The 19,381-nt window shown below is 70.5% G+C and carries 20 protein-coding genes and 1 riboswitch; of the genes, 18 read left to right on the forward strand and 2 right to left on the reverse strand.

What is annotated here, in order from left to right:
• Position 1: 1 nt before the first annotated feature.
• The 8 genes from lepB to ACFV7R_RS19170 all read left to right on the forward strand — a co-directional run bounded on the left by lepB (position 2) and on the right by ACFV7R_RS19170 (position 6,699).
• On the forward strand, positions 2 to 775 hold the full coding sequence (lepB, locus tag ACFV7R_RS19135; protein WP_385264646.1) for a signal peptidase I: 774 nt from the start codon (positions 2 to 4) through the stop codon (positions 773 to 775).
• On the forward strand, positions 765 to 1,298 hold the full coding sequence (locus ACFV7R_RS19140) for an NUDIX hydrolase (protein WP_385264649.1): 534 nt from the start codon (positions 765 to 767) through the stop codon (positions 1,296 to 1,298). The genes lepB and ACFV7R_RS19140 overlap by 11 nt, the downstream gene beginning before the upstream one ends.
• A 56-nt stretch (positions 1,299 to 1,354) precedes the next feature.
• The gene (locus tag ACFV7R_RS19145) at positions 1,355 to 1,663 is read left to right on the forward strand and encodes a DUF2469 domain-containing protein (RefSeq protein ID WP_003993268.1); all 309 of its coding nucleotides are present in this window, start codon (positions 1,355 to 1,357) and stop codon (positions 1,661 to 1,663) included.
• Between the two features lie 87 nt (positions 1,664 to 1,750).
• Positions 1,751 to 2,152 (forward strand): YraN family protein, encoded by a 402-nt coding sequence (locus tag ACFV7R_RS19150; RefSeq protein WP_385264652.1) that lies wholly within the window; start codon positions 1,751 to 1,753, stop codon positions 2,150 to 2,152.
• 1 nt (position 2,153) lies between these two features.
• On the forward strand, positions 2,154 to 3,779 hold the full coding sequence (locus ACFV7R_RS19155) for a YifB family Mg chelatase-like AAA ATPase (RefSeq protein ID WP_385264654.1): 1,626 nt from the start codon (positions 2,154 to 2,156) through the stop codon (positions 3,777 to 3,779).
• Positions 3,776 to 4,933 (forward strand): DNA-processing protein DprA, encoded by a 1,158-nt coding sequence (dprA, locus tag ACFV7R_RS19160; RefSeq protein ID WP_385264657.1) that lies wholly within the window; start codon positions 3,776 to 3,778, stop codon positions 4,931 to 4,933. The genes ACFV7R_RS19155 and dprA overlap by 4 nt, the downstream gene beginning before the upstream one ends.
• A gap of 271 nt (positions 4,934 to 5,204) precedes the next feature.
• Positions 5,205 to 6,047, forward strand: coding sequence for an RNA polymerase sigma factor WhiG (gene whiG / locus ACFV7R_RS19165; RefSeq protein WP_129801604.1), 843 nt, complete (start codon positions 5,205 to 5,207; stop codon positions 6,045 to 6,047).
• Between the two features lie 94 nt (positions 6,048 to 6,141).
• Positions 6,142 to 6,699 carry a TetR/AcrR family transcriptional regulator gene (locus ACFV7R_RS19170; RefSeq protein ID WP_385264792.1) on the forward strand — a complete coding sequence of 186 codons (558 nt, stop codon included), beginning with the start codon at positions 6,142 to 6,144 and terminating at the stop codon, positions 6,697 to 6,699.
• A 117-nt stretch (positions 6,700 to 6,816) separates the two neighbouring features.
• Here the strand turns inward: ACFV7R_RS19170 and ACFV7R_RS19175 are convergent, their stop codons facing one another.
• On the reverse strand, positions 6,817 to 7,416 hold the full coding sequence (locus ACFV7R_RS19175; protein WP_385264659.1) for a murein hydrolase activator EnvC family protein: 600 nt from the start codon (positions 7,414 to 7,416) through the stop codon (positions 6,817 to 6,819).
• Positions 7,417 to 7,688: 272 nt separating this feature from the next.
• Between ACFV7R_RS19175 and rpsB the strand changes: the two genes are divergently transcribed.
• The 10 genes from rpsB (at position 7,689) to ACFV7R_RS19225 (ending at position 18,595) form a co-directional block, all read left to right on the forward strand.
• Positions 7,689 to 8,576: a 30S ribosomal protein S2 gene (gene rpsB, locus ACFV7R_RS19180; RefSeq protein ID WP_385264661.1), complete on the forward strand. Its 888-nt coding sequence runs from the start codon at positions 7,689 to 7,691 to the stop codon at positions 8,574 to 8,576.
• 156 nt (positions 8,577 to 8,732) lie between these two features.
• Positions 8,733 to 9,569 carry a translation elongation factor Ts gene (tsf, locus tag ACFV7R_RS19185; protein WP_129801607.1) on the forward strand — a complete coding sequence of 279 codons (837 nt, stop codon included), beginning with the start codon at positions 8,733 to 8,735 and terminating at the stop codon, positions 9,567 to 9,569.
• 189 nt (positions 9,570 to 9,758) lie between these two features.
• The gene (gene pyrH, locus ACFV7R_RS19190) at positions 9,759 to 10,517 is read left to right on the forward strand and encodes a UMP kinase (protein ID WP_129801608.1); all 759 of its coding nucleotides are present in this window, start codon (positions 9,759 to 9,761) and stop codon (positions 10,515 to 10,517) included.
• A gap of 178 nt (positions 10,518 to 10,695) precedes the next feature.
• Positions 10,696 to 11,253, forward strand: coding sequence for a ribosome recycling factor (gene frr, locus ACFV7R_RS19195; protein ID WP_055623354.1), 558 nt, complete (start codon positions 10,696 to 10,698; stop codon positions 11,251 to 11,253).
• Entirely contained in the window at positions 11,253 to 12,377 is a 1,125-nt protein-coding gene (locus ACFV7R_RS19200) for a phosphatidate cytidylyltransferase (protein WP_385264665.1), read from the forward strand. The genes frr and ACFV7R_RS19200 overlap by 1 nt, the downstream gene beginning before the upstream one ends.
• A 331-nt stretch (positions 12,378 to 12,708) precedes the next feature.
• Positions 12,709 to 13,815: a 23S rRNA (adenine(2503)-C(2))-methyltransferase RlmN gene (gene rlmN / locus ACFV7R_RS19205; RefSeq protein ID WP_385264667.1), complete on the forward strand. Its 1,107-nt coding sequence runs from the start codon at positions 12,709 to 12,711 to the stop codon at positions 13,813 to 13,815.
• A gap of 21 nt (positions 13,816 to 13,836) precedes the next feature.
• A riboswitch (TPP riboswitch) is annotated at positions 13,837 to 13,942 on the forward strand.
• A gap of 79 nt (positions 13,943 to 14,021) precedes the next feature.
• On the forward strand, positions 14,022 to 15,104 hold the full coding sequence (locus ACFV7R_RS19210) for a thiamine ABC transporter substrate binding subunit (protein WP_385264670.1): 1,083 nt from the start codon (positions 14,022 to 14,024) through the stop codon (positions 15,102 to 15,104).
• The gene (locus ACFV7R_RS19215; RefSeq protein ID WP_385264673.1) at positions 15,080 to 16,753 is read left to right on the forward strand and encodes an ABC transporter permease; all 1,674 of its coding nucleotides are present in this window, start codon (positions 15,080 to 15,082) and stop codon (positions 16,751 to 16,753) included. Before ACFV7R_RS19210 ends, ACFV7R_RS19215 begins: the two co-directional genes overlap by 25 nt.
• Positions 16,753 to 17,772, forward strand: a complete 1,020-nt coding sequence (locus tag ACFV7R_RS19220; RefSeq protein ID WP_385264676.1) for an ABC transporter ATP-binding protein — start codon at positions 16,753 to 16,755, stop codon at positions 17,770 to 17,772. The genes ACFV7R_RS19215 and ACFV7R_RS19220 overlap by 1 nt, the downstream gene beginning before the upstream one ends.
• A gap of 25 nt (positions 17,773 to 17,797) precedes the next feature.
• The gene (locus tag ACFV7R_RS19225) at positions 17,798 to 18,595 is read left to right on the forward strand and encodes a maleylpyruvate isomerase family mycothiol-dependent enzyme (RefSeq protein WP_385264679.1); all 798 of its coding nucleotides are present in this window, start codon (positions 17,798 to 17,800) and stop codon (positions 18,593 to 18,595) included.
• Between the two features lie 60 nt (positions 18,596 to 18,655).
• On the opposite strand, the gene ACFV7R_RS19230 is transcribed toward ACFV7R_RS19225, so the two are convergent.
• Positions 18,656 to 19,348, reverse strand: coding sequence for an LAETG motif-containing sortase-dependent surface protein (locus tag ACFV7R_RS19230; RefSeq protein WP_385264681.1), 693 nt, complete (start codon positions 19,346 to 19,348; stop codon positions 18,656 to 18,658).
• Positions 19,349 to 19,381 lie beyond the last annotated feature (33 nt).

The following is a 19,381-nucleotide window of genomic DNA, read 5'->3' on the forward strand; positions in this document are numbered from 1 at the left end:
CATGGGTGGCGAGAGCGCGACACGTACGGCCCCGCAGCGCGGCGGGGCGAGCAGTGGCCCGGCGGGCGGCCGGATCGGACAGCGGTTGTCCGGGCTGGCGGTCGCGCTGGGCCTTGTGCTGTTCCTCGGCGGATTCGGCTGGGGAGCGGTGGTCTACCGCCCGTACACCGTGCCCACCAGCTCCATGGCACCGACGATCGGCGTGGGCGACCGCGTGCTGGCCGAGCGGGTCGACAGCGCGGACGTGCGCCGCGGTGACGTCGTTGTCTTCAAGGACGTCACCTGGGGCAACGCGCCGATGGTCAAGCGCGTGGTCGCGGTCGGCGGGGACACCGTCTCCTGCTGCCGGGACGGGAAGCTGACCGTCGACGGCAAGGAGATCGAGGAACCGTATCTGCCCGAGGGGCAGGCCGCCGAAGTCGCGAACTTCCCGACCGTGACCGTGCCCGAGGGGCGGCTGTTCCTGCTCGGTGACGAGCGGCACGGCTCCCTGGACTCCACCGCCCACCTCGCGGACGCCGCCGGCGGCACCGTGTCGCGCGACGCCGTGTCCGCGCGGGTGGACGCCGTCGTCTGGCCCATGGACGGCATGCTCGAACGCCCCACCGGTTTCGAGGCGCTCGGCGACCTGTCCACGCCCGGCCCGCTCCGTACGATGGGCGCCATGATCGTCGTCGGAGCCGTGCTGGTGCTCGGGGGCGCCGCGTACGGTCCGCTCGCCAAGCGCGTGGCGGGCCGCAGCCGCCCGCGGACGGAGCCTGTCGGTGCCCGCTGAGGCGACGGACGCCGGAGCAGGTTCCACCGAAGGCCTGGGCAGCGAGGTTCGCAAGGTGGCCCGGGTCGTGCTGCTCGACCCCCAGGACCGCATCCTGCTGCTGCACGGCCACGAGCCGGACGATCCCGCCGACGACTGGTGGTTCACGCCTGGCGGTGGCCTGGAGGGCGACGAGACCCGCGAGGAGGCCGCTGTGCGGGAACTCGCGGAGGAGACCGGAATCACGGCGGTCGAGCTGGGCCCGGTGCTGTGGCGGCGGATGTGCTCGTTCCCGTTCGCGGGCCGACGCTGGGACCAGGACGAGTGGTACTACCTGGCCCGGACGGACCAGACGGCGACCGAGGCCCTGGGCCTCACCGAGCTGGAACGACGCAGTGTCGTGGGTGCGCGGTGGTGGACGTGGCAGGAACTGACCCGTGCGCATGAGACGGTGTATCCGACCAGACTCGCCGAGCTGCTGCGCAGACTGCTCGACGAAGGTCCCCCTGCCAGGCCCGAGATCCTCGACACGGAAATCGTCTAGGGGCTCACGGGACTGGCGCACAATGGTGGGATCGTACGGCTGAAGGGGAACATGCCATGAGCGCCGAGGACCTCGAAAAGTACGAGACCGAGATGGAGCTCAAGCTCTACCGGGAGTACCGCGATGTCGTCGGTCTGTTCAAATACGTGATCGAGACCGAGCGGCGTTTCTACCTGACCAACGACTACGAGATGCAGGTGCATTCGGTCCAGGGTGAAGTGTTCTTCGAGGTGTCGATGGCGGACGCCTGGGTGTGGGACATGTATCGGCCGGCCCGGTTCGTGAAGCAGGTCCGGGTCCTCACATTCAAGGATGTGAACATCGAGGAGCTGAACAAGAGCGATCTGGAGCTCCCGAGCGGGTGATCGGTGGTCGCTGTCACTCGTGTGGGTGACGACGTTGTCCACAACTGCTGAGTAACCCACCAAGATCCACTTCTTGGCGGAGGATGCGTGACGGTTGGCGCCGGAGGTGGTGCCGACATGAACACGCATCTGGCACGCAGCGCACTGGGCAGGTACGGAGAGGAGCTGGCCGCTCGGCGGCTGGCCACGGCCGGTATGACGGTCCTGGAGCGCAACTGGCGCTGCGGCAGGACCGGAGAGATCGACATCGTGGCGCGGGACGGTGATGTCCTGGTCGTCTGCGAGGTGAAGACCCGCAGGGCGGGTCCCTTCCAGCATCCGATGGCGGCGATCACGCCGGCCAAGGCGGCGCGCCTGCGGGGCCTGGCGGAACGCTGGCTGCAGGAACACGGGGGAGCGCCGCCCGGCGGCGTCCGCATCGACCTCGTCGGCGTTGTCCTGCCCGACCGGGGCGCGGCCGTGGTCGAGCACGCGCGGGGGGTGGCCTGAGATGGGCTTCGCACGTACGTGCTCCGTCGCCCTCGTCGGGGTCGAGGGCGTGGTCGTCGAGGTCCAGGCCGACCTCGAACCGGGTGTCGCCGCGTTCACGCTGGTGGGACTGCCGGACAAGAGCCTGACGGAGAGCCGGGACCGGGTGCGGGCGGCGGTCGTCAACTCCGGGGGCGAGTGGCCGCAGAAGAAGCTCACGGTCGGGCTCAGTCCGGCGTCGGTCCCGAAGGCGGGCAGTGGTTTCGACCTGGCCGTCGCCTGCGCGGTGCTGGGTGCCTGCGAGCGGATCGATCCGCGGGTGCTCGCCGACATCGTGATGATCGGCGAGCTGGGCCTGGACGGACGGGTGCGGCCGGTGCGGGGCACCCTGCCGGCCGTGCTCGCCGCGGCGGACGCGGGCTATGAGCAGGTGGTCGTGCCGGAGTGCGCGGCAGCCGAGGCCTCCCTGGTGCGCGGAGTGTCCGTGCTGGGCGTGCGCAGTCTGCGCCAGCTGATCGCCGTACTGGCGGACGAGCCCGTCCCCGACGAGGAACCGGCTGAACCGGGACGTCCCGACCCACTGCTCGCCGGCCTGCGGGTTCCCGGCACCGGCGCGGCAACGGGCATGCACAGCTCCGGCGCCGCGCAGCACGACCAGGACCACGACCTCGCCGACGTCGTCGGACAGACCTCGGCCCGGACCGCCGTGGAGGTCGCCGCGGCCGGCGGACATCATCTCCTCCTGTCGGGACCGCCCGGTGCCGGGAAGACGATGCTCGCGGAGCGGCTGCCCGCCGTCCTGCCCAGGCTCGGCCGCGAGGAGGCGCTGGAGGTGACGGCGGTGCACTCCGTGGCGGGCCTGCTGCCCCCGGGCAAACCCATGATCGACACCGCTCCCTACTGCGCCCCGCACCACTCGGCCACCATGCAGGCGCTGGTCGGAGGCGGCCCGGGGATGGCCCGCCCCGGCGCCGTGTCGCTGTCCCATCGGGGGGTGCTCTTTCTCGACGAGGCGCCGGAGTTCAGCAGCCATGCACTCGACGCCCTGCGACAACCCCTGGAGTCGGGGCATGTCGTGATCGCCCGCAGTGCGGGGGTGGTGCGGTTCCCGGCGAGGTTCCTGATGGTGCTCGCCGCGAACCCGTGCCCCTGCGGCCGCTTCTCGCAGACCGACAGTCTGTGCGAGTGCCCGCCCTCGGCGATCCGCCGCTACCAGGCCCGGCTCTCGGGACCACTCCTCGACCGGGTCGACCTCAGAGTGGAGGTGGACCGCGTCACCCGCGCCCAGCTCGCCGACCGCGGTGTGCGGGGCGAGTCCACGGCGACGGTCGCCGACCGTGTCCGGGCGGCGCGGGAGCGGGCCGCAGCACGCTTCGCCGGTACGCCCTGGCGGACGAACAGTGAGGTGCCCGGCCGGGAGCTGCGCAGCCGCTGGCACGCCGCGACCGGCGCGATGGACGAGGCGGAACGCAATCTGGAGCGGGGCGCGCTGACGGCACGCGGTATCGACCGGGTGCTGCGGGTCGCCTGGAGCGTCGCCGACCTCGTGGGCCACGACCGGCCCGACGCGACGGACGTCGCCCTGGCGCTGCAACTGCGTACGGGAGTGCCGCGCGGTGTGCCGATGGCCATCGGGGCGCTGACATGAGCGGCGGCGGTCCGGACGACGAGCTGCTCTCCCGTGTCTTCCTCACCCGCGTCGTCGAGCCCGGTGACGAGGTTGCCGGGCGGTGGGTGCGGGAGTTCGGGGTGGGGCAGGTGGTACGGCGCTTGCGGGAGGGCGGAAGGCCCTTGCCGGGGGTGAGTGAGAAGCGGTGGGCCGGGCTGCTGGCGCGGGCCAGGCAGGCCCGGCCGGAGCGCGATCTCGGCGTCGCGCGGGACGCCGGCGTGCGGTTCGTGTGCCCGGGGGACGCGGAGTGGCCGGGGCAGCTGGACGACCTGGGGGAGGCGAGGCCGCTCGGCCTGTGGGTCAGGGGCCGGCCCAGTCTGCGGATGTGGGCGCTGAGATCCGTCGCCGTCGTGGGTGCCCGGGCCTGCACCGAGTACGGCGCGCACATGGCCGTCACCCTCGCGGCCGGCCTCGCGGAGCGCGGCTGGGTGGTGGTGTCCGGCGGGGCCTACGGCGTGGACGGCGCCGCTCACCGCGCTGCCCTCGGCGCCGGTGGTGCCACCGTCGCCGTCCTCGCCTGCGGGGTCGACCGGCCCTATCCGCGCGGCCACACCCAGTTGATCACCAGGATCGCGGAACAGGGGCTGGTGATCGGTGAGTTGCCGCCCGGTGATCATCCGACGCCGGGCCGGTTCATCGTCAGGAACAGAGTGATCGCCGCACTCACCCGGGGAACCGTCGTCGTCGAGGCCGCCTACCGCAGTGGCTCACTCGTCACGGCGCGGGCGGCGCAACGGCTGGGGCGGCACACGATGGGGGTGCCCGGGCCGACCACCAGTGGATTGTCGGCAGGCGTGCACGAACTGCTGCGCGGGGACGCGACGCTGGTCACCGACGCGGCGGAGGTGGTGGAACTCGTCGGAGACATGGGGGAGCTGGCCCCGGACCGCCGAGGACCGGTGCTGCCGCGGGATCTGCTGGCGCCCGGCGCCCGGCGCGTCCTGGCCGCTCTGCCCGCCCGCGGAGCCGCCACGGCCGAGGAGATCGCACGCGGCACGCCGACGACGGAGGATGACGCGATCGCGAGACTGTACGAACTCAGAGCACTTGGTTACGTCGAACGACACGGCGACGGCTGGAAGTTGACACGCCAGGCCATGATCTCCGTTCAAGGCGGTCGGAGCCCGTGCTGACCGTGCGTGTTCGGCCGTCCGAGGGAAAACTCGACGCCCTTGGGAAATCCCGCAGTTGACGGGTCCTGGCGGTCACGGAGAGCGACCGTCATGACCCTGCGGGGCACCCGGCGGAACGTATCTGCGCATGGGTCCGGCCCCGTCCTTCGCACACCGCGACTCATCAGTCACGCTACGCTCACAAGGATCCCGACACAGTCCGGCAACTCGACATCAGACCGACAGCTCCCCCAGGCACCACCCTTAACGGCAGAACGGCACAAGGCGACGAATGCCCCAGCACACCTCCGGGTCCGACCGGGCGGCGATCCCCCCAGCCGCCCGTGACGGTGGCAGCGTGCGGCCGCCCGCTCCCTCGACGCTCGACGAGTTGTGGCGGTCGTACAAGGCGACGGGGGACGAGCGGTTGCGGGAGCAGCTGATCCTGCACTACTCGCCGCTCGTGAAGTACGTGGCGGGGCGGGTGAGCGTGGGGCTGCCGCCCAACGTCGAGCAGGCGGACTTCGTGTCGTCCGGGGTGTTCGGGCTGATCGACGCGATCGAGAAGTTCGACATCGACCGGGAGATCAAGTTCGAGACGTACGCGATCACGCGGATCCGCGGCGCGATGATCGACGAGCTGCGGGCGCTGGACTGGATCCCGCGGTCCGTGCGGCAGAAGGCGCGCAATGTGGAGCGGGCCTACGCGACGCTGGAGGCACGGCTGCGGCGGACGCCGACGGAGAGCGAGGTGGCCGCCGAGCTGGGCATGGCGGTCGACGAACTGCACGCGGTGTTCAGTCAGTTGTCACTGGCCAACGTGGTGGCGTTGGAGGAGCTGCTGCACGTCGGGGGCGACGGCGGGGACGGGCTGAGCGTCATGGACACGCTGGAGGACACCGCCGCGGACAATCCGGTGGAGGTGGCCGAGGACCGGGAGCTGCGGCGGTTCCTGGCGCGGGCGATCAACACGCTGCCCGAGCGGGAGAAGACCGTGGTCACGCTGTACTACTACGAGGGGCTCACGCTCGCCGAGATCGGCAATGTGCTCGGGGTGACCGAGAGCCGGGTCAGTCAGATCCACACCAAGTCCGTGCTCCAGCTGCGCGCGAAACTGGCAGGCTTCGGGCGTTGACCTGGTCGAACGCCGACGGGGCGACGCGATTCACTCCCGCCCCGGGTGCCGCGTCCGTAAAGTGGTGGACGTGCCAAGGATTCGAGCGGCCTCCGTGGCCGAGCACCGGTCGATGCAGCGAGCCGCCCTGCTGGACGCGGCTCGTTCCCTGCTGTCCGAGGGCGGGACGGAGGCGCTGACCTTCCCGGCCCTGGCCGAGCGGACGGGCCTTGCGCGGTCGTCCGTGTACGAGTACTTCCGGTCACGGGCCGCCGTGGTCGAGGAGCTGTGTGAGGTCGACTTCCCGGTCTGGGCGGCGGAAGTGTCGGCGGCGATGGAGCGGGTGCACGGGCCGGAGGTCAAGGTCGAGGCGTATGTGCGCAAGCAGCTGGAGCTCGTCGGGGACCGGCGGCATCGGGCTGTGGTGGCGATTTCGGCCAGTGAGCTGGATGCCGGGGCGCGGGAGAAGATCCGGGCGGCGCACGGGGGGCTGGTCTCGATGATCGTCGAGGCGCTGGGGGAGATGGGGCATGCGGAGCCGCGGTTGGCGGCGATGCTGCTGCAGGGGGTTGTGGACGCGGCTGTGCGGCGGATCGAGCTGGGGGCGGCGGAGGAGCCGGGGGTTATCGCGGAGGCTGCGGTGGGGATGGTGCTGAGGGGCGTTCGCGGCTGACCGCGGGTCGGTGCGGGTCGGTGCGGGTCGGTGCGGGTCGGTGCACTCGCCGGCGTTGGCCGGGTGCCGCTGCGCCCACCCGTGCCGCCCCAGCGGCACGACTGCCCGCAGCTACGTCTACGCCGGTGGTAGCGGTACCCCGAGTACCGGGAGGAGGCGGGACGGTCCACGGTGCAGGAGCCAGGGTGGTAGCAACGACAGCGGGTCAAGGTACGTGGCCTCCCTCAGCAAGCCCCAGTGCATGCACGTGACCGTGCAGTGGGAGCCCGTCGGTTCGACCGTGCCGAGCACCTCGCCCGCCTGTACCTCGGCCCCCTTGCGGACCGACGCGCGTACGGGTTCATAGGTCGTCCGCAAGGGCGGGGCGCCGGTACCGGTCAGTTCCACCGACACAACCCCCTTTCCGGCCACCCGCCCCGCGAACGACACCCGGCCCGCCGCCACTGCCCGTACCGGTGTTCCGGGCGGGGCCGCCAGGTCCACGCCCCGGTGGCCCCGGCCGTACGGCGTGGCAGGGGGGTCCCAGCCGCGCAGCACGGATGGGCGTAACCCCACCGGCCACGTACGGCCGATCACCGGTACCGGCGCGTCCGCCCTCGGCGGCGCGGTCGGTGACGGGCCGTCCGCCCGGGCCGCAGTGGCCAGGACGGTCAGCGTCAGCCCCAGCAGCATCGCCCACGTCGCTCGTACACCTCGTGCACATCGCATCGCTCGCATGCGAGAACCGTGCCGGACCCCCGCCGATCACGGCCGAAACCTGTGGATTACTCCCGGGTTGTGGACAGCGGCGTCACCCGGGACCTCCCGGGTCCCGTACACTTCTGATGGCGACCCGGGCCACCGGGTCGACTTCGCACGCCCCGATACCAGGGCCGGCAACGGTCCGGATCAGCGCCCCTCGGTCCCTTTGTGGCAAGGCGCATGTGGGCGTCAGGCGCGGGAGCCGTCCGGCATCCGCGGCACAACCGAGAAACACAAGGAGAACGGCCATGGCCGTCGTCACGATGCGGGAGCTGCTGGAGAGCGGCGTCCACTTCGGTCACCAGACCCGTCGCTGGAACCCGAAGATGAAGCGCTTCATCTTCACCGAGCGCAACGGCATCTACATCATCGACCTGCTCCAGTCGCTGTCGTACATCGACCGCGCCTACGAGTTCGTCAAGGAGACCGTCGCCCACGGCGGCACGGTCATGTTCGTCGGCACGAAGAAGCAGGCGCAGGAGGCCATCGCCGAGCAGGCCACCCGCGTCGGCATGCCCTACGTCAACCAGCGCTGGCTGGGCGGCATGCTCACCAACTTCTCCACCGTCTACAAGCGTCTGCAGCGCCTCAAGGAGCTCGAGCAGATCGACTTCGAGGACGTCGCCGCTTCGGGTCTGACCAAGAAGGAGCTCCTGGTCCTCTCGCGTGAGAAGGCCAAGCTGGAGAAGACCCTCGGTGGTATCCGCGAGATGCAGAAGGTGCCCAGCGCCGTCTGGATCGTGGACACCAAGAAGGAGCACATCGCGGTCGGCGAGGCCCGGAAGCTCAACATCCCGGTCGTCGCCATCCTCGACACCAACTGCGACCCCGACGAGGTCGACTACAAGATCCCGGGCAACGACGACGCGATCCGCTCCGTCACCCTGCTCACCCGTGTGATCGCCGACGCCGTCGCCGAGGGCCTCATCGCCCGTTCCGGCGTGGCGACGGAGGGCAAGGGCGAGAAGGCCGCGGGCGAGCCGCTCGCCGAGTGGGAGCGCGACCTGCTCGAGGGTGAGAAGAAGGCCGAGGAGGCTCCGGCCGCGGAGGCTGCTGCCGAGGCTCCCGCCACGGAGGCGCCGGCTGCCGAGGCGCCGGCCGCTGAGGCTCCGGCCGCCGAGGGCGAGCAGGCCTGACCGTCCCGTCAGCGTTGACGGCGGGAGCGGTGCATGAAGACCGCTCCCGCCGTTCACCCGTAGGTCAGCGGAGTGTCGTAGATCTGCAGATGCATGCGGATCGCAGAACCCCGCAGATCTTCGATCTTCCAGACTTCGAGAAAGATTCACAGACTCATGGCGAACTACACCGCCGCCGACGTCAAGAAGCTCCGTGAGCTCACCGGCGCCGGCATGATGGACTGCAAGAAGGCGCTGGACGAGGCCGAGGGCAACGTCGAGAAGGCCGTCGAGGCGCTGCGCATCAAGGGCCAGAAGGGCGTCGCCAAGCGCGAGGGCCGCTCCGCCGAGAACGGCGCCGTGGTCTCCATCATCGCCGACGACAACTCCTCCGGCGTTCTCGTCGAGCTGAAGTGCGAGACGGACTTCGTCGCCAAGGGCGAGAAGTTCCAGGCCGTGGCCCAGGCCATCGCCGAGCACGTCGCCAAGACCTCCCCGGCCGACCTGGAGGCCCTGCTCGCCTCCGAGATCGAGCCCGGCAAGACCGTCCAGGCGTTCGTGGACGAGGCCAACGCCAACCTCGGTGAGAAGATCGTCCTGGACCGCTTCGCGCAGTTCTCCGACGGCTTCGTGACCGTGTACATGCACCGCACGATGCCCGACCTGCCGCCGCAGATCGGTGTCCTCGTCGAGTTCGACAAGCCGAACGCCGAGGTCGCCAAGGGCATCGCCCAGCACATCGCCGCCTTCGCGCCGAAGTACCTCTCCAAGGAGGACGTCCCGGCCGAGGTCGTCGAGACCGAGCGCCGTATCGCCGAGGAGACCACCCGCGCCGAGGGCAAGCCCGAGGCCGCGATCGGCAAGATCGTCGAGGGGCGCCTGAACGGCTTCTTCAAGGACGCCACGCTGCTCGGTCAGCCGTACGCGCTCGACAACAAGAAGTCGGTCCAGAAGGTCCTGGACGAGGCCGGTGTCACCCTGAAGCGCTTCACGCGCATCAAGGTCGGCATCTGAGTCCGTACAGCGACGGGTACCCGATCCCGATAGGGTCGGGTGCAGTCGTCCGTGTCGCTCGCGCAGGCCGCCCCGCCCGCGCGTGTGGCGGACGACAGCAGATCTGACGAGGAGGCCATTGCCGCGTATGGGATGCAAACCCACCACCGGCAATGGCCTTCTTCGTATGTGCACCACGAGGAGATCCCCATGACCACCAGCGTCGAGAAGAGCGACGACGGCAAAGTACGCGGCCGGTTTCTGCTGAAGCTGTCCGGAGAGGCCTTCTCAGGCGGCGGGGGCCTGGGCGTCGACCCGGACGTGGTGCACGCCATCGCCCGCGAGATCGCAGCCGTCGTGCGCGACGGCGCGCAGATCGCGGTCGTCATCGGCGGCGGCAACTTCTTCCGCGGCGCCGAACTCCAGCAGCGCGGCATGGACCGGGCCCGCTCCGACTACATGGGCATGCTCGGCACCGTGATGAACTGCCTCGCCCTCCAGGACTTCCTGGAGAAGGAGGGCATCCAGTGCCGGGTGCAGACCGCCATCACCATGGGGCAGGTCGCCGAGCCGTACATCCCGCTGCGTGCCGTACGGCATCTGGAGAAGGGCCGTGTGGTCATCTTCGGCGCCGGTATGGGCATGCCGTACTTCTCCACCGACACCACCGCCGCCCAGCGTGCCCTGGAGATCGACGCCGAGGCCCTGCTGATGGGCAAGAACGGTGTGGACGGCGTCTACGACTCCGACCCGAAGGCCAACCCGGACGCCGTCAAGTTCGACTCCCTCGGCTACGGCGAGGTCATCACGCGGGACCTGAAGGTCGCCGACGCCACTGCCATCACGCTGTGCCGCGACAACAAGCTTCCGATCGTGGTCTTCGAGCTTCTGAAGGAGGGCAATATCGCCCGCGCCGTCAAGGGTGAGAAGATCGGCACGCTGGTGGGTGACCAAGCCGGCCGGGACTGACCGGTGCCTCCGTCGCGGGAGGACACCTGTCCGAGGGACGGAGGGAACGGACCCTGGCCAGGGGATGGACAATGACCTGCCGGTCGGGAACCGTGCAGGAAGAAGACGCGACGCAGCCGGCCGCCGGCCCCGACGAGGAACCGCAGCCGGGCCTACTCAAGACACGCAGGAGCAAGTGGTGATCGAAGAGACCCTCCTCGAGGCCGAGGAGAAGATGGAGAAGGCCGTCGTGGTCGCCAAGGAGGACTTCGCCGCGATCCGCACCGGCCGTGCGCACCCGGCGATGTTCAACAAGATCGTGGCCGACTACTACGGCGCGCCGACGCCGATCAACCAGCTGGCTTCGTTCTCCGTGCCGGAGCCGCGCATGGCGGTCGTGACCCCGTTCGACAAGAGCGCGCTGCGCAATATCGAGCAGGCGATCCGCGACTCCGACCTCGGCGTCAACCCGAGCAACGACGGCAACATCATCCGGGTGGTGTTCCCCGAGCTCACCGAGGAGCGCCGCCGCGAGTACATCAAGGTCGCCAAGGGCAAGGGCGAGGACGCCAAGGTGTCCATCCGCTCCGTCCGCCGCAAGGCCAAGGACGCCATCGACAAGCTGATCAAGGACGGCGAGATCGGCGAGGACGAGGGCCGCCGTGCGGAGAAGGAGCTCGACGACACCACGCACAAGTACGTCGCTCAGGTGGACGAGCTCCTCAAGCACAAGGAAGCTGAGCTGCTCGAGGTCTGATGAACGACTCTTCCTGGGGAGCGCCGTCGCACGCCGGGTACTGGGCGCCGTCCGACGGGGGACCGGTCCCGGGGGCCGCCCCGGCGGGTCCCACGTACGATGCGCACAACGCGCAGCAGACTCGCCCCATGCCCATCGTGCCCGACGTGTCCGCCCACGGCGGAGACCAGGACGACGACCGGGGGGCCGCTCGGCTGGGTGGCCCCTTGTTCCGAGACGAGAGCCCGACGGCGCAGCCCCATCCGGCGATGCCGCAGAATCCGGAGCCCATGCACGACGCCCCACAGCCGGCGCCCGCACCGCAGAAGAAGAGCGCGGGCCGCGACCTGGGCGCCGCGATAGGGGTCGGAGTCGGACTCGGCGCGGTGATCGTCGCGTCTCTGTTCATCGTCAAGGCGGTGTTCGTCGGGGTCGTCGCGGTCGCCGTCGTGGTGGGCCTGTGGGAGCTGACCAAACGGCTCGACGAGCGCAAGGGCATCAAGGCGCCGATCGTGCCGCTCGCGGTGGGTGGCGCGGCGATGGTCGTCGCCGGGTATGTGCGTGGGGCCGAGGGCGCCTGGGTGGCGATGGCGCTCACCGCGCTCGCGGTGCTGGTCTGGCGGATGACGGAACCGCCGGAGGGTTATCTCAAGGACGTCACGGCGGGGGTCTTCGCGGCCTTCTACGTGCCGTTCCTCGCGACGTTCGTCGCGATGATGCTGACGGCCGAGGACGGTCCGCGCCGGGTCTTCATGTTCCTGCTGCTGACGGTCGTCAGCGACACGGGTGCGTACGCCGTCGGCTGGCGCTTCGGCCGGCACAAGCTCGCCCCGCGCATCAGCCCCGGCAAGACCCGTGAGGGGCTGCTCGGCGCGGTCAGCTTCGCCATGGTGGCGGGTGCGTTGTGCATGCAGTTCCTGATCGACGACGGCATGTGGTGGCAGGGTCTGCTGCTCGGCCTCGCGGTCGCGGCGAGTGCCACGCTGGGCGACCTCGGCGAGTCGATGATCAAGCGGGACCTCGGCATCAAGGACATGGGCACGCTGCTGCCGGGCCACGGCGGCATCATGGACCGACTGGACTCGCTGTTGCCGACGGCTCCGGTGGTGTGGCTGTTGCTGGTGCTGTTCGTGGGGTCCGGCTGACCGCCGTCCCCTCATGCGGAGGCCCGCTGCCCTCGTGGGTGGCGGGCCGTTTCCGTACCTCGGGTGGTCGCCGGCGCGGGGAGGGTTGCGTGGTGTCGATACCGTTTGCCGGCATGAGCGGCAGAGCCGAGCCCCGGACGCGGCCGTGCCGTTGGTGCGGTACGCCGGTCCCGCAGCCGCGCCGGTGGTGGCGCAGACGGCGATACTGCAGTAAGGCACACCGTCGCAGGTACCGCGCTGTTGCGGCGATCGCGCGGTTCCTCGACAGCCTGTAGGCCGCTCTACGCCGGGGAAATCGCTTCCCCAGTCGATCTGCGACACTGGTACAGCCATGCCTAAGCCCGGAGAACTCACTTTCGTCGCCCCGCGCGGAGCCAAGAAGCCGCCGCGGCACCTTGCCGATCTCACGCCTGCCGAGCGCAGGGAAGCCGTGACCGAGATCGGCGAGAAGCCGTTTCGTGCCAAGCAGCTCTCGCAGCACTACTTCGCGCGGTACGCGCACGACCCGGAGCAGTGGACCGACATCCCGGCCGGGTCCCGCGGGAAGCTGCGGGAAGCGTTGCTGCCCGAGCTGATGACGGTCGTACGGCATCTGTCGACCGATGCCGACACCACCCGCAAGACGCTGTGGCGGCTGTTCGACGGGACGCTCGTCGAGTCGGTGCTGATGCGGTACCCGGACCGGGTGACCATGTGCATCAGCTCGCAGGCCGGCTGCGGGATGAACTGCCCGTTCTGTGCGACCGGGCAGGCGGGGCTGGACCGGAATCTGTCCACCGCCGAGATCGTGCACCAGATCGTGGACGGGATGCGGGCGCTGCGGGACGGCGAGATTCCCGGCGGTCCCGCGCGGCTGTCGAACATCGTCTTCATGGGCATGGGCGAGCCCCTCGCCAACTACAAGCGCGTCGTCGGCGCGATCCGCGCCCTCACCGACCCCGAGCCGGACGGGCTCGGGCTGTCGCAGCGCGGGATCACCGTGTCGACCGTCGGACTGGTGCCGGCGATCCACCGCTTCGCCGACGAGGGCTTCAAGTGCCGACTGGCCATCTCGCTGCACGCCCCCGACGACGAGCTGCGTGACACCCTCGTCCCCGTCAACACGCGGTGGAAGGTGCGGGAAGTCCTCGACGCCGGGTGGGAGTACGCGGCCAAGTCGGGGCGACGGCTGTCCATCGAGTACGCGCTCATCCGGGACATCAACGACCAGGCCTGGCGCGGTGACCGGCTCGGCCGGCTGCTCAAGGGCAGGCCCGTGCACGTGAATCTGATCCCGCTGAACCCGACGCCGGGCTCGAAGTGGACGGCCTCACGGCCGGAGGACGAGAAGGCGTTCGTCGAGGCCATCGCCGCGCACGGCGTGCCGGTGACCGTCCGGGACACCCGAGGTCAGGAGATCGACGGGGCGTGTGGTCAGCTGGCGGCCACCGAGCGGTAGTCTGACGCCGTACACATCTTCATATTCCGACAGGGGAGCGCCACAGCGCTGAGAGTGCGGGACAGTCCGCAGACCCTCTGAACCTCGCCCAGGTCATTCTGGGTAGGGAGATCGGTCGTCACTCAAGCTGTTGCGCCCTGCCCGGGAGCCGTCCGAAGGTCCCCGGGCAGGGCCGCGTCTCTTCCTGGTCAGCCAGGAGGAAATCGGTGAGCAACACCAGGAAGTTCACAGCCGTGGTCGTCGGGCTGGGCCTCGTCACGCTGTCCGCGTGCGGGTCCTCCGAGTCCGGCAGCGGGGGCTCCGGGGACTCCAAGACGGTCACCCTCGTCAGCCACGACTCGTGGGCCGTGTCCAAGGGCGTGCTGGCGGACTTCGAGAAGCAGTCCGGCTACACGGTGAAGGTCCTCAAGGACGGCGACGCCGGACAGGCCGTCAACAAGGCGATCCTGACCAAGGACAACCCGCAGGGCGACGTCTTCTTCGGCGTCGACAACACACTGCTGTCCCGCGCCCTCGACAACGGCCTCTTCCAGCCGTACGAGGCCAAGGACGCCGACCTCGTCCTGCCCGAGTACCGGGTCGACCAGGACAAGCACCGGGTCACGCCCGTCGACACCGGAGACATCTGCGTCAACTACGACAAGGCCTACTTCACCGAACACAAGCTGGACCCGCCGCAGTCCTTCGACGACCTGACCAAGCCCGCGTACAAGAACCTCCTGGTCACCGAGAACGCCGCCACCTCCTCGCCCGGCCTCGGCTTCCTGCTCGGTACCGCCGCGAAGTACGGCGACGGAGGGTGGCCGGACTACTGGAAGAAGCTCAAGGCCAACGGTGTGAAGGTCGTCGACGGCTGGGAGCAGGCGTACTACGAGGAGTTCTCGGGTTCCTCGAGCGGCCGGAAGGCCGGCGGCGACCGGCCGCTCGTCGTGTCGTACGCCTCCTCCCCGCCCGCCGAGGTCGTCTTCGCCGACCCGAAGCCGAAGACCGCGCCGACCGGGGTCGCGACCGGTACCTGCTTCCGGCAGATCGAGTACGCGGGGCTGCTGAGCAACGCGCGGAACACCGAGGGCGGCAAGGCGCTGCTCGACTTCCTGCTCACCAAGGAGTTCCAGGACGACATGCCGCTCAACATGTTCGTCTACCCCGTGCGGGAGGCCGCCCAGGTGCCGGAGGAGTTCGTGAAGTACGGGCCGCAGGCCGAGGATCCGCAGACCATGGACCCGGCCGAGATCGCCGCCAACCGCGACCAGTGGGTCAAGTCGTGGACCTCGCTCGTACTGAAGTAGCCCCGAGGAAGCGCGTCACGAAGGGCGGCGCGGCACGCCTCGGGCTCATCGCACTGCCCGTCGCGTTCTTCGCCGTCTTCTTCGCCTACCCCGTGGCAGCGATCGTCGCCCGCGGGCTGAAGGCCGACGGGGGCTGGCAGCTCGGCAGGATCGCGGACGTCCTCACACAGTCGGACATCCGCCATGTGCTGTGGTTCACCACCTGGCAGGCGCTCGCCTCGACCGCGCTGACGCTGCTGGTCGCGCTGCCCGGTGCGTATGTCTTCGCCCGCTTCGACTTCCCCGGCAAGCACCTCCTGCGGGCCGTGGTGACCGTGCCGTTCGTGCTGCCCACGGTGGTCGTCGGGTCGGCGTTCCTCGCGCTGGTCGGGCGTGGCGGACTGCTCGACGAGCTGTGGGGCGTACGGCTGGACACCACCGTGTGGGCGATCCTGCTGGCGCATGTCTTCTTCAACTACGCCGTCGTCGTACGGACGGTCGGCGGGCTCTGGGCGCAACTGGACCCCCGGCAGGAGGAGGCCGCCCGGATGCTCGGTGCCTCGCGGCTCTCCGCCTGGCGCACCGTGACCCTGCCCGCGCTCGCGCCCGCCGTGGCCGCCGCCGCGCTGATGGTCTTCCTGTTCACCTTCACCTCCTTCGGTGTGGTGCAGATCCTGGGCGGGCCGACCTTCTCGACCCTGGAAGTGGAGATCTACCGGCAGACCTCGGAGATCTTCGATCTGTCGACGGCCGCCGTCCTCACGATCATCCAGTTCCTGGCGGTGGGCGCCATCCTCGCCGTGCACGCCTGGACCGTACGGCGACGGGAGACCGCCCTGCGCCTCGTGGACGCGTCCGTGACCGCGCGCAGGCCGCAGGGGGCGGGCCAGTGGGCGCTCCTTGCCGGTGTCCTCGCCTCCGTCGCCGGGCTGCTTCTGCTGCCGCTGGCCGTGCTGGTGCAGCGCTCGCTGGACGCGCCCGACTTCGCCTACTACCGGGCGCTGACCAGCGAGGACGGCGGGACCTTCCTCGTCCCGCCGATCGATGCGATCGGCAATTCGCTCACCTACGCCGTCGTCGCCACCGCCATCGCCGTGCTGATCGGCGGCCTGGCGGCCGGGGCGCTGACCCGGAGGGATGCCGGGCGGTTCGTGCGCGGGTTCGACGCGCTGCTGATGCTGCCGCTGGGCGTGTCCGCCGTGACCGTGGGCTTCGGGTTCCTCATCGCCCTCGACGAACCGCCGCTGGATCTGCGCAGTTCATGGATCCTGGTGCCGCTCGCGCAGGCGCTGGTCGGGGTCCCCTTCGTCGTACGGACCATGCTGCCCGTGCTGCGGGCCGTGGACGCGCGGCTGCGGGAGGCGGCGGCGGTGCTCGGGGCGTCGCCGTGGCGGGCATGGCGCGAGGTCGATCTGCCGATGGTGCGGCGGGCGCTGCTGGTCGCGGCCGGGTTCGCCTTCGCGGTGTCGCTCGGGGAGTTCGGCGCCACGGTCTTCATCGCGCGGCCGGACAACCCCACGCTGCCGGTCGCGGTGGCACGGCTGCTGGGGCGGCCCGGCGAGCTCAACTACGGGCAGGCGATGGCCCTTTCGACGATTCTCATGGTGGTGTGCGCGGTGGCGCTGCTGGTACTGGAGCGGTTGCGGACCGACCGGACGGGGGAGTTCTGATGCTGCTGAGCCTCGAGGGCGCGACCGTACGGTTCCGCGGGCGGGCCGCGCTCGACCGCGTCGACCTGGGCGTCACCGAGCACGAGGTCGTGTGCGTGCTCGGGCCGAGTGGCAGTGGCAAGTCGACGCTGCTGCGAGCGGTCGCCGGGCTGCAGCCGCTGGACGCCGGACGGGTGGTGCTCGACGGACGGAACCAGGCGGGCGTGCCCGCTCACAAGCGGGGCGTGGGGCTGATGTTCCAGGACCATCAGCTGTTCCCGCAACGGGACGTGGGCGGCAACGTGGCGTTCGGGCTGCGGATGCACGGGGCGTCGAAGCGGCAACAGGACGAGCACGTACGGGAGTTGCTGGAACTCGTCGGGCTGCCGGGTGCCGCGCGTCGGGCCGTCGCCGCGCTGTCCGGGGGTGAGCAGCAGCGGGTTGCGTTGGCCCGGGCGCTGGCGCCGCGGCCACGGCTGCTCATGCTGGACGAGCCGCTCGGCCAGCTGGACCGGTCGCTGCGGGAACGGTTGGTGGTCGAACTGCGGGAACTGTTCGGCCGGTTGGGGACGACCGTGCTCGCGGTGACGCACGACCAGGGCGAGGCCTTCGCGCTCGCCGACCGGGTGGTGGTGATGCGGGACGGGCGGATCGCGCAGTCCGGTACGCCGCTCGAGGTGTGGCAGCGGCCGGCGGACGAGTTCGTGGCCCGCTTCCTGGGCTTCGACAACGTGGTCGCGGCGACGGTGAGCGGACAGGTCGCGGACACACCGTGGGGCAAGCTGCCGGTGCCCGAGGGGGCGGCGCAGGGGGCGGGCACGGTCCTCGTACGGCCCGCCGGTGTGCGCCTCGTGCCGGCCGACGCCGGGCTGCGCTGCACGGTGGCCGCGCGCACGTTCAAGGGCACCCATGTCGCCGTACATCTGCAGCCCGAGGGCGCTCCGCGGCTTGAGGCGGCGTGTGCGCTGCGGGAGGCGCCGGAGGTGGGGGACGCGGTCGGGGTCGAGTTCGACGTGGCCGAAATCGTCGTGCTCCCGTGATCGACCGCACCGTAGGGTGCCGCCCATGACGCACCTCGCACACGACCGGTACTGCGACGAAATCGCCCACCAGATGCGGTTGCTGAGGTCCGTGGTGACCCTCGGAGCCGATCTGTCCGCCACCGTGCCGACCTGCCCCGACTGGTCCCTGGAGCAGCTCGTACGGCATGTGGGCCGCTCCCTGCGCTGGGTGGAGCTGCTGGTGCGCACCCGGTCCGCGGAGGATGTCCCGGAGGATCAGGTACCGGGTGGCGAAGGGCCGAAGACCGAGGGGGACGTGGCCGCGCTGGACGCCTGGCTGGCCGAGAGCGGCGACATGCTCGTCGGCACCCTGCGGGAGGCCGGGCCGGACGCCGAGGTGTGGGGCTGGGCCGGGATCCTCGACGCCGGCTTCTGGGCCCGTCGGATGACCCACGAGGTCACCGTCCACCGTGCCGACGCCACACTCGCCGCGAAACTGCCGTACGACGTCGCGCCCGACGTGGCCGTGGACGCGATCGACGAGTGGCTGCAGATCGTCGAGTTCGTCCAGCGGACGGCTCCGCACGACTCGGCACGGGAGTTGCGTGGCCCGGGCCGGAGCATCCATCTGCACGCCACGGACACCGAGCCTCGGCTGAACGCCGAGTGGTTGATCGAGCTCACCGAGGACGGGCTCGCCTGGCGGCGCGGACACGAGAAGGCGACGGTCGCGCTGCGCGGCCCGCTCACCTCCGTACTGCTCGCCTTCTACCGTCGGCTGCCGCTGGACAGCCCCGAGGTGGAGGTGCTGGGGGAGCGGGAGTTGCTGGAGTTCTGGCTGGAGCGGGCGACGTTCGGCTGAGACACGTGCGGCCCGCCCCGGGAACGGGACGGGCCACAGCCGGTCGGGCCGGACGGAGGATCAGCGGTCGCTGCTCGCCCCGCGGCGGCGCATGCCGAAGAACACCGCACCGCCGCCGACGGCGACCAGGGCGGCCGCGATGCCGGCGATCAGACCGGTGTTGGAGCCGGCGCCGGTCTCGGCGAGGTTGGAGTCACCGGCACCGGCCGCGGGCGACGGAGCGTTGCTCGCGGTGTCCGCGGGCGCGCTGCTGCCGTCTTCCGAGGCCGACGGGGTCGGGGTGTCGGACTCGGCCGGCGCCGACTCCGACGGCGTCTCGGACGCGGTCGGGGTGGGGCTCGGGCTCTCCTCGGTCGTGCAGGCGGTGGCCGGGGTGACCAGGTTCGGCTTGATGTCCTCGTCGACCTGGTTGCCGGCCTTGACGTGGATGCGGTACGTCGCGCCCGGCTTCCAGTCCTCGGCGAAGGTGATCGTGACACCTTCGCGGGAGCCCTTGACCACCTGCTTGCCGACGAGCCGCTCGTCGGCCCCGTTGTTCTCGAGGTAGACGGAGACGGTCGCCGGGGTGCCGGCCGGGTCCTTGTCGGTGACCGTGATGACGCCCTTGGTGCCGTCGCACTCGGCCGCGGCCGAGAACTCACTGATGTGGCAGGCGAGCGCGTTGCCCGCGGCGCCGAGCGCGAGCGCGGCAGAGGCGGAGACGACTCCGAGGATGCGCACGGAACGGCGCGCGTTACGGCGAGTTATGGACACGTTTGTCCTTCATGGGATGCGCGTAATGCGGGG

This window comes from Streptomyces sp. NPDC059866 (assembly GCF_042731325.1).
In the GTDB taxonomy this organism is placed as follows: domain Bacteria; phylum Actinomycetota; class Actinomycetes; order Streptomycetales; family Streptomycetaceae; genus Streptomyces; species Streptomyces flavusporus.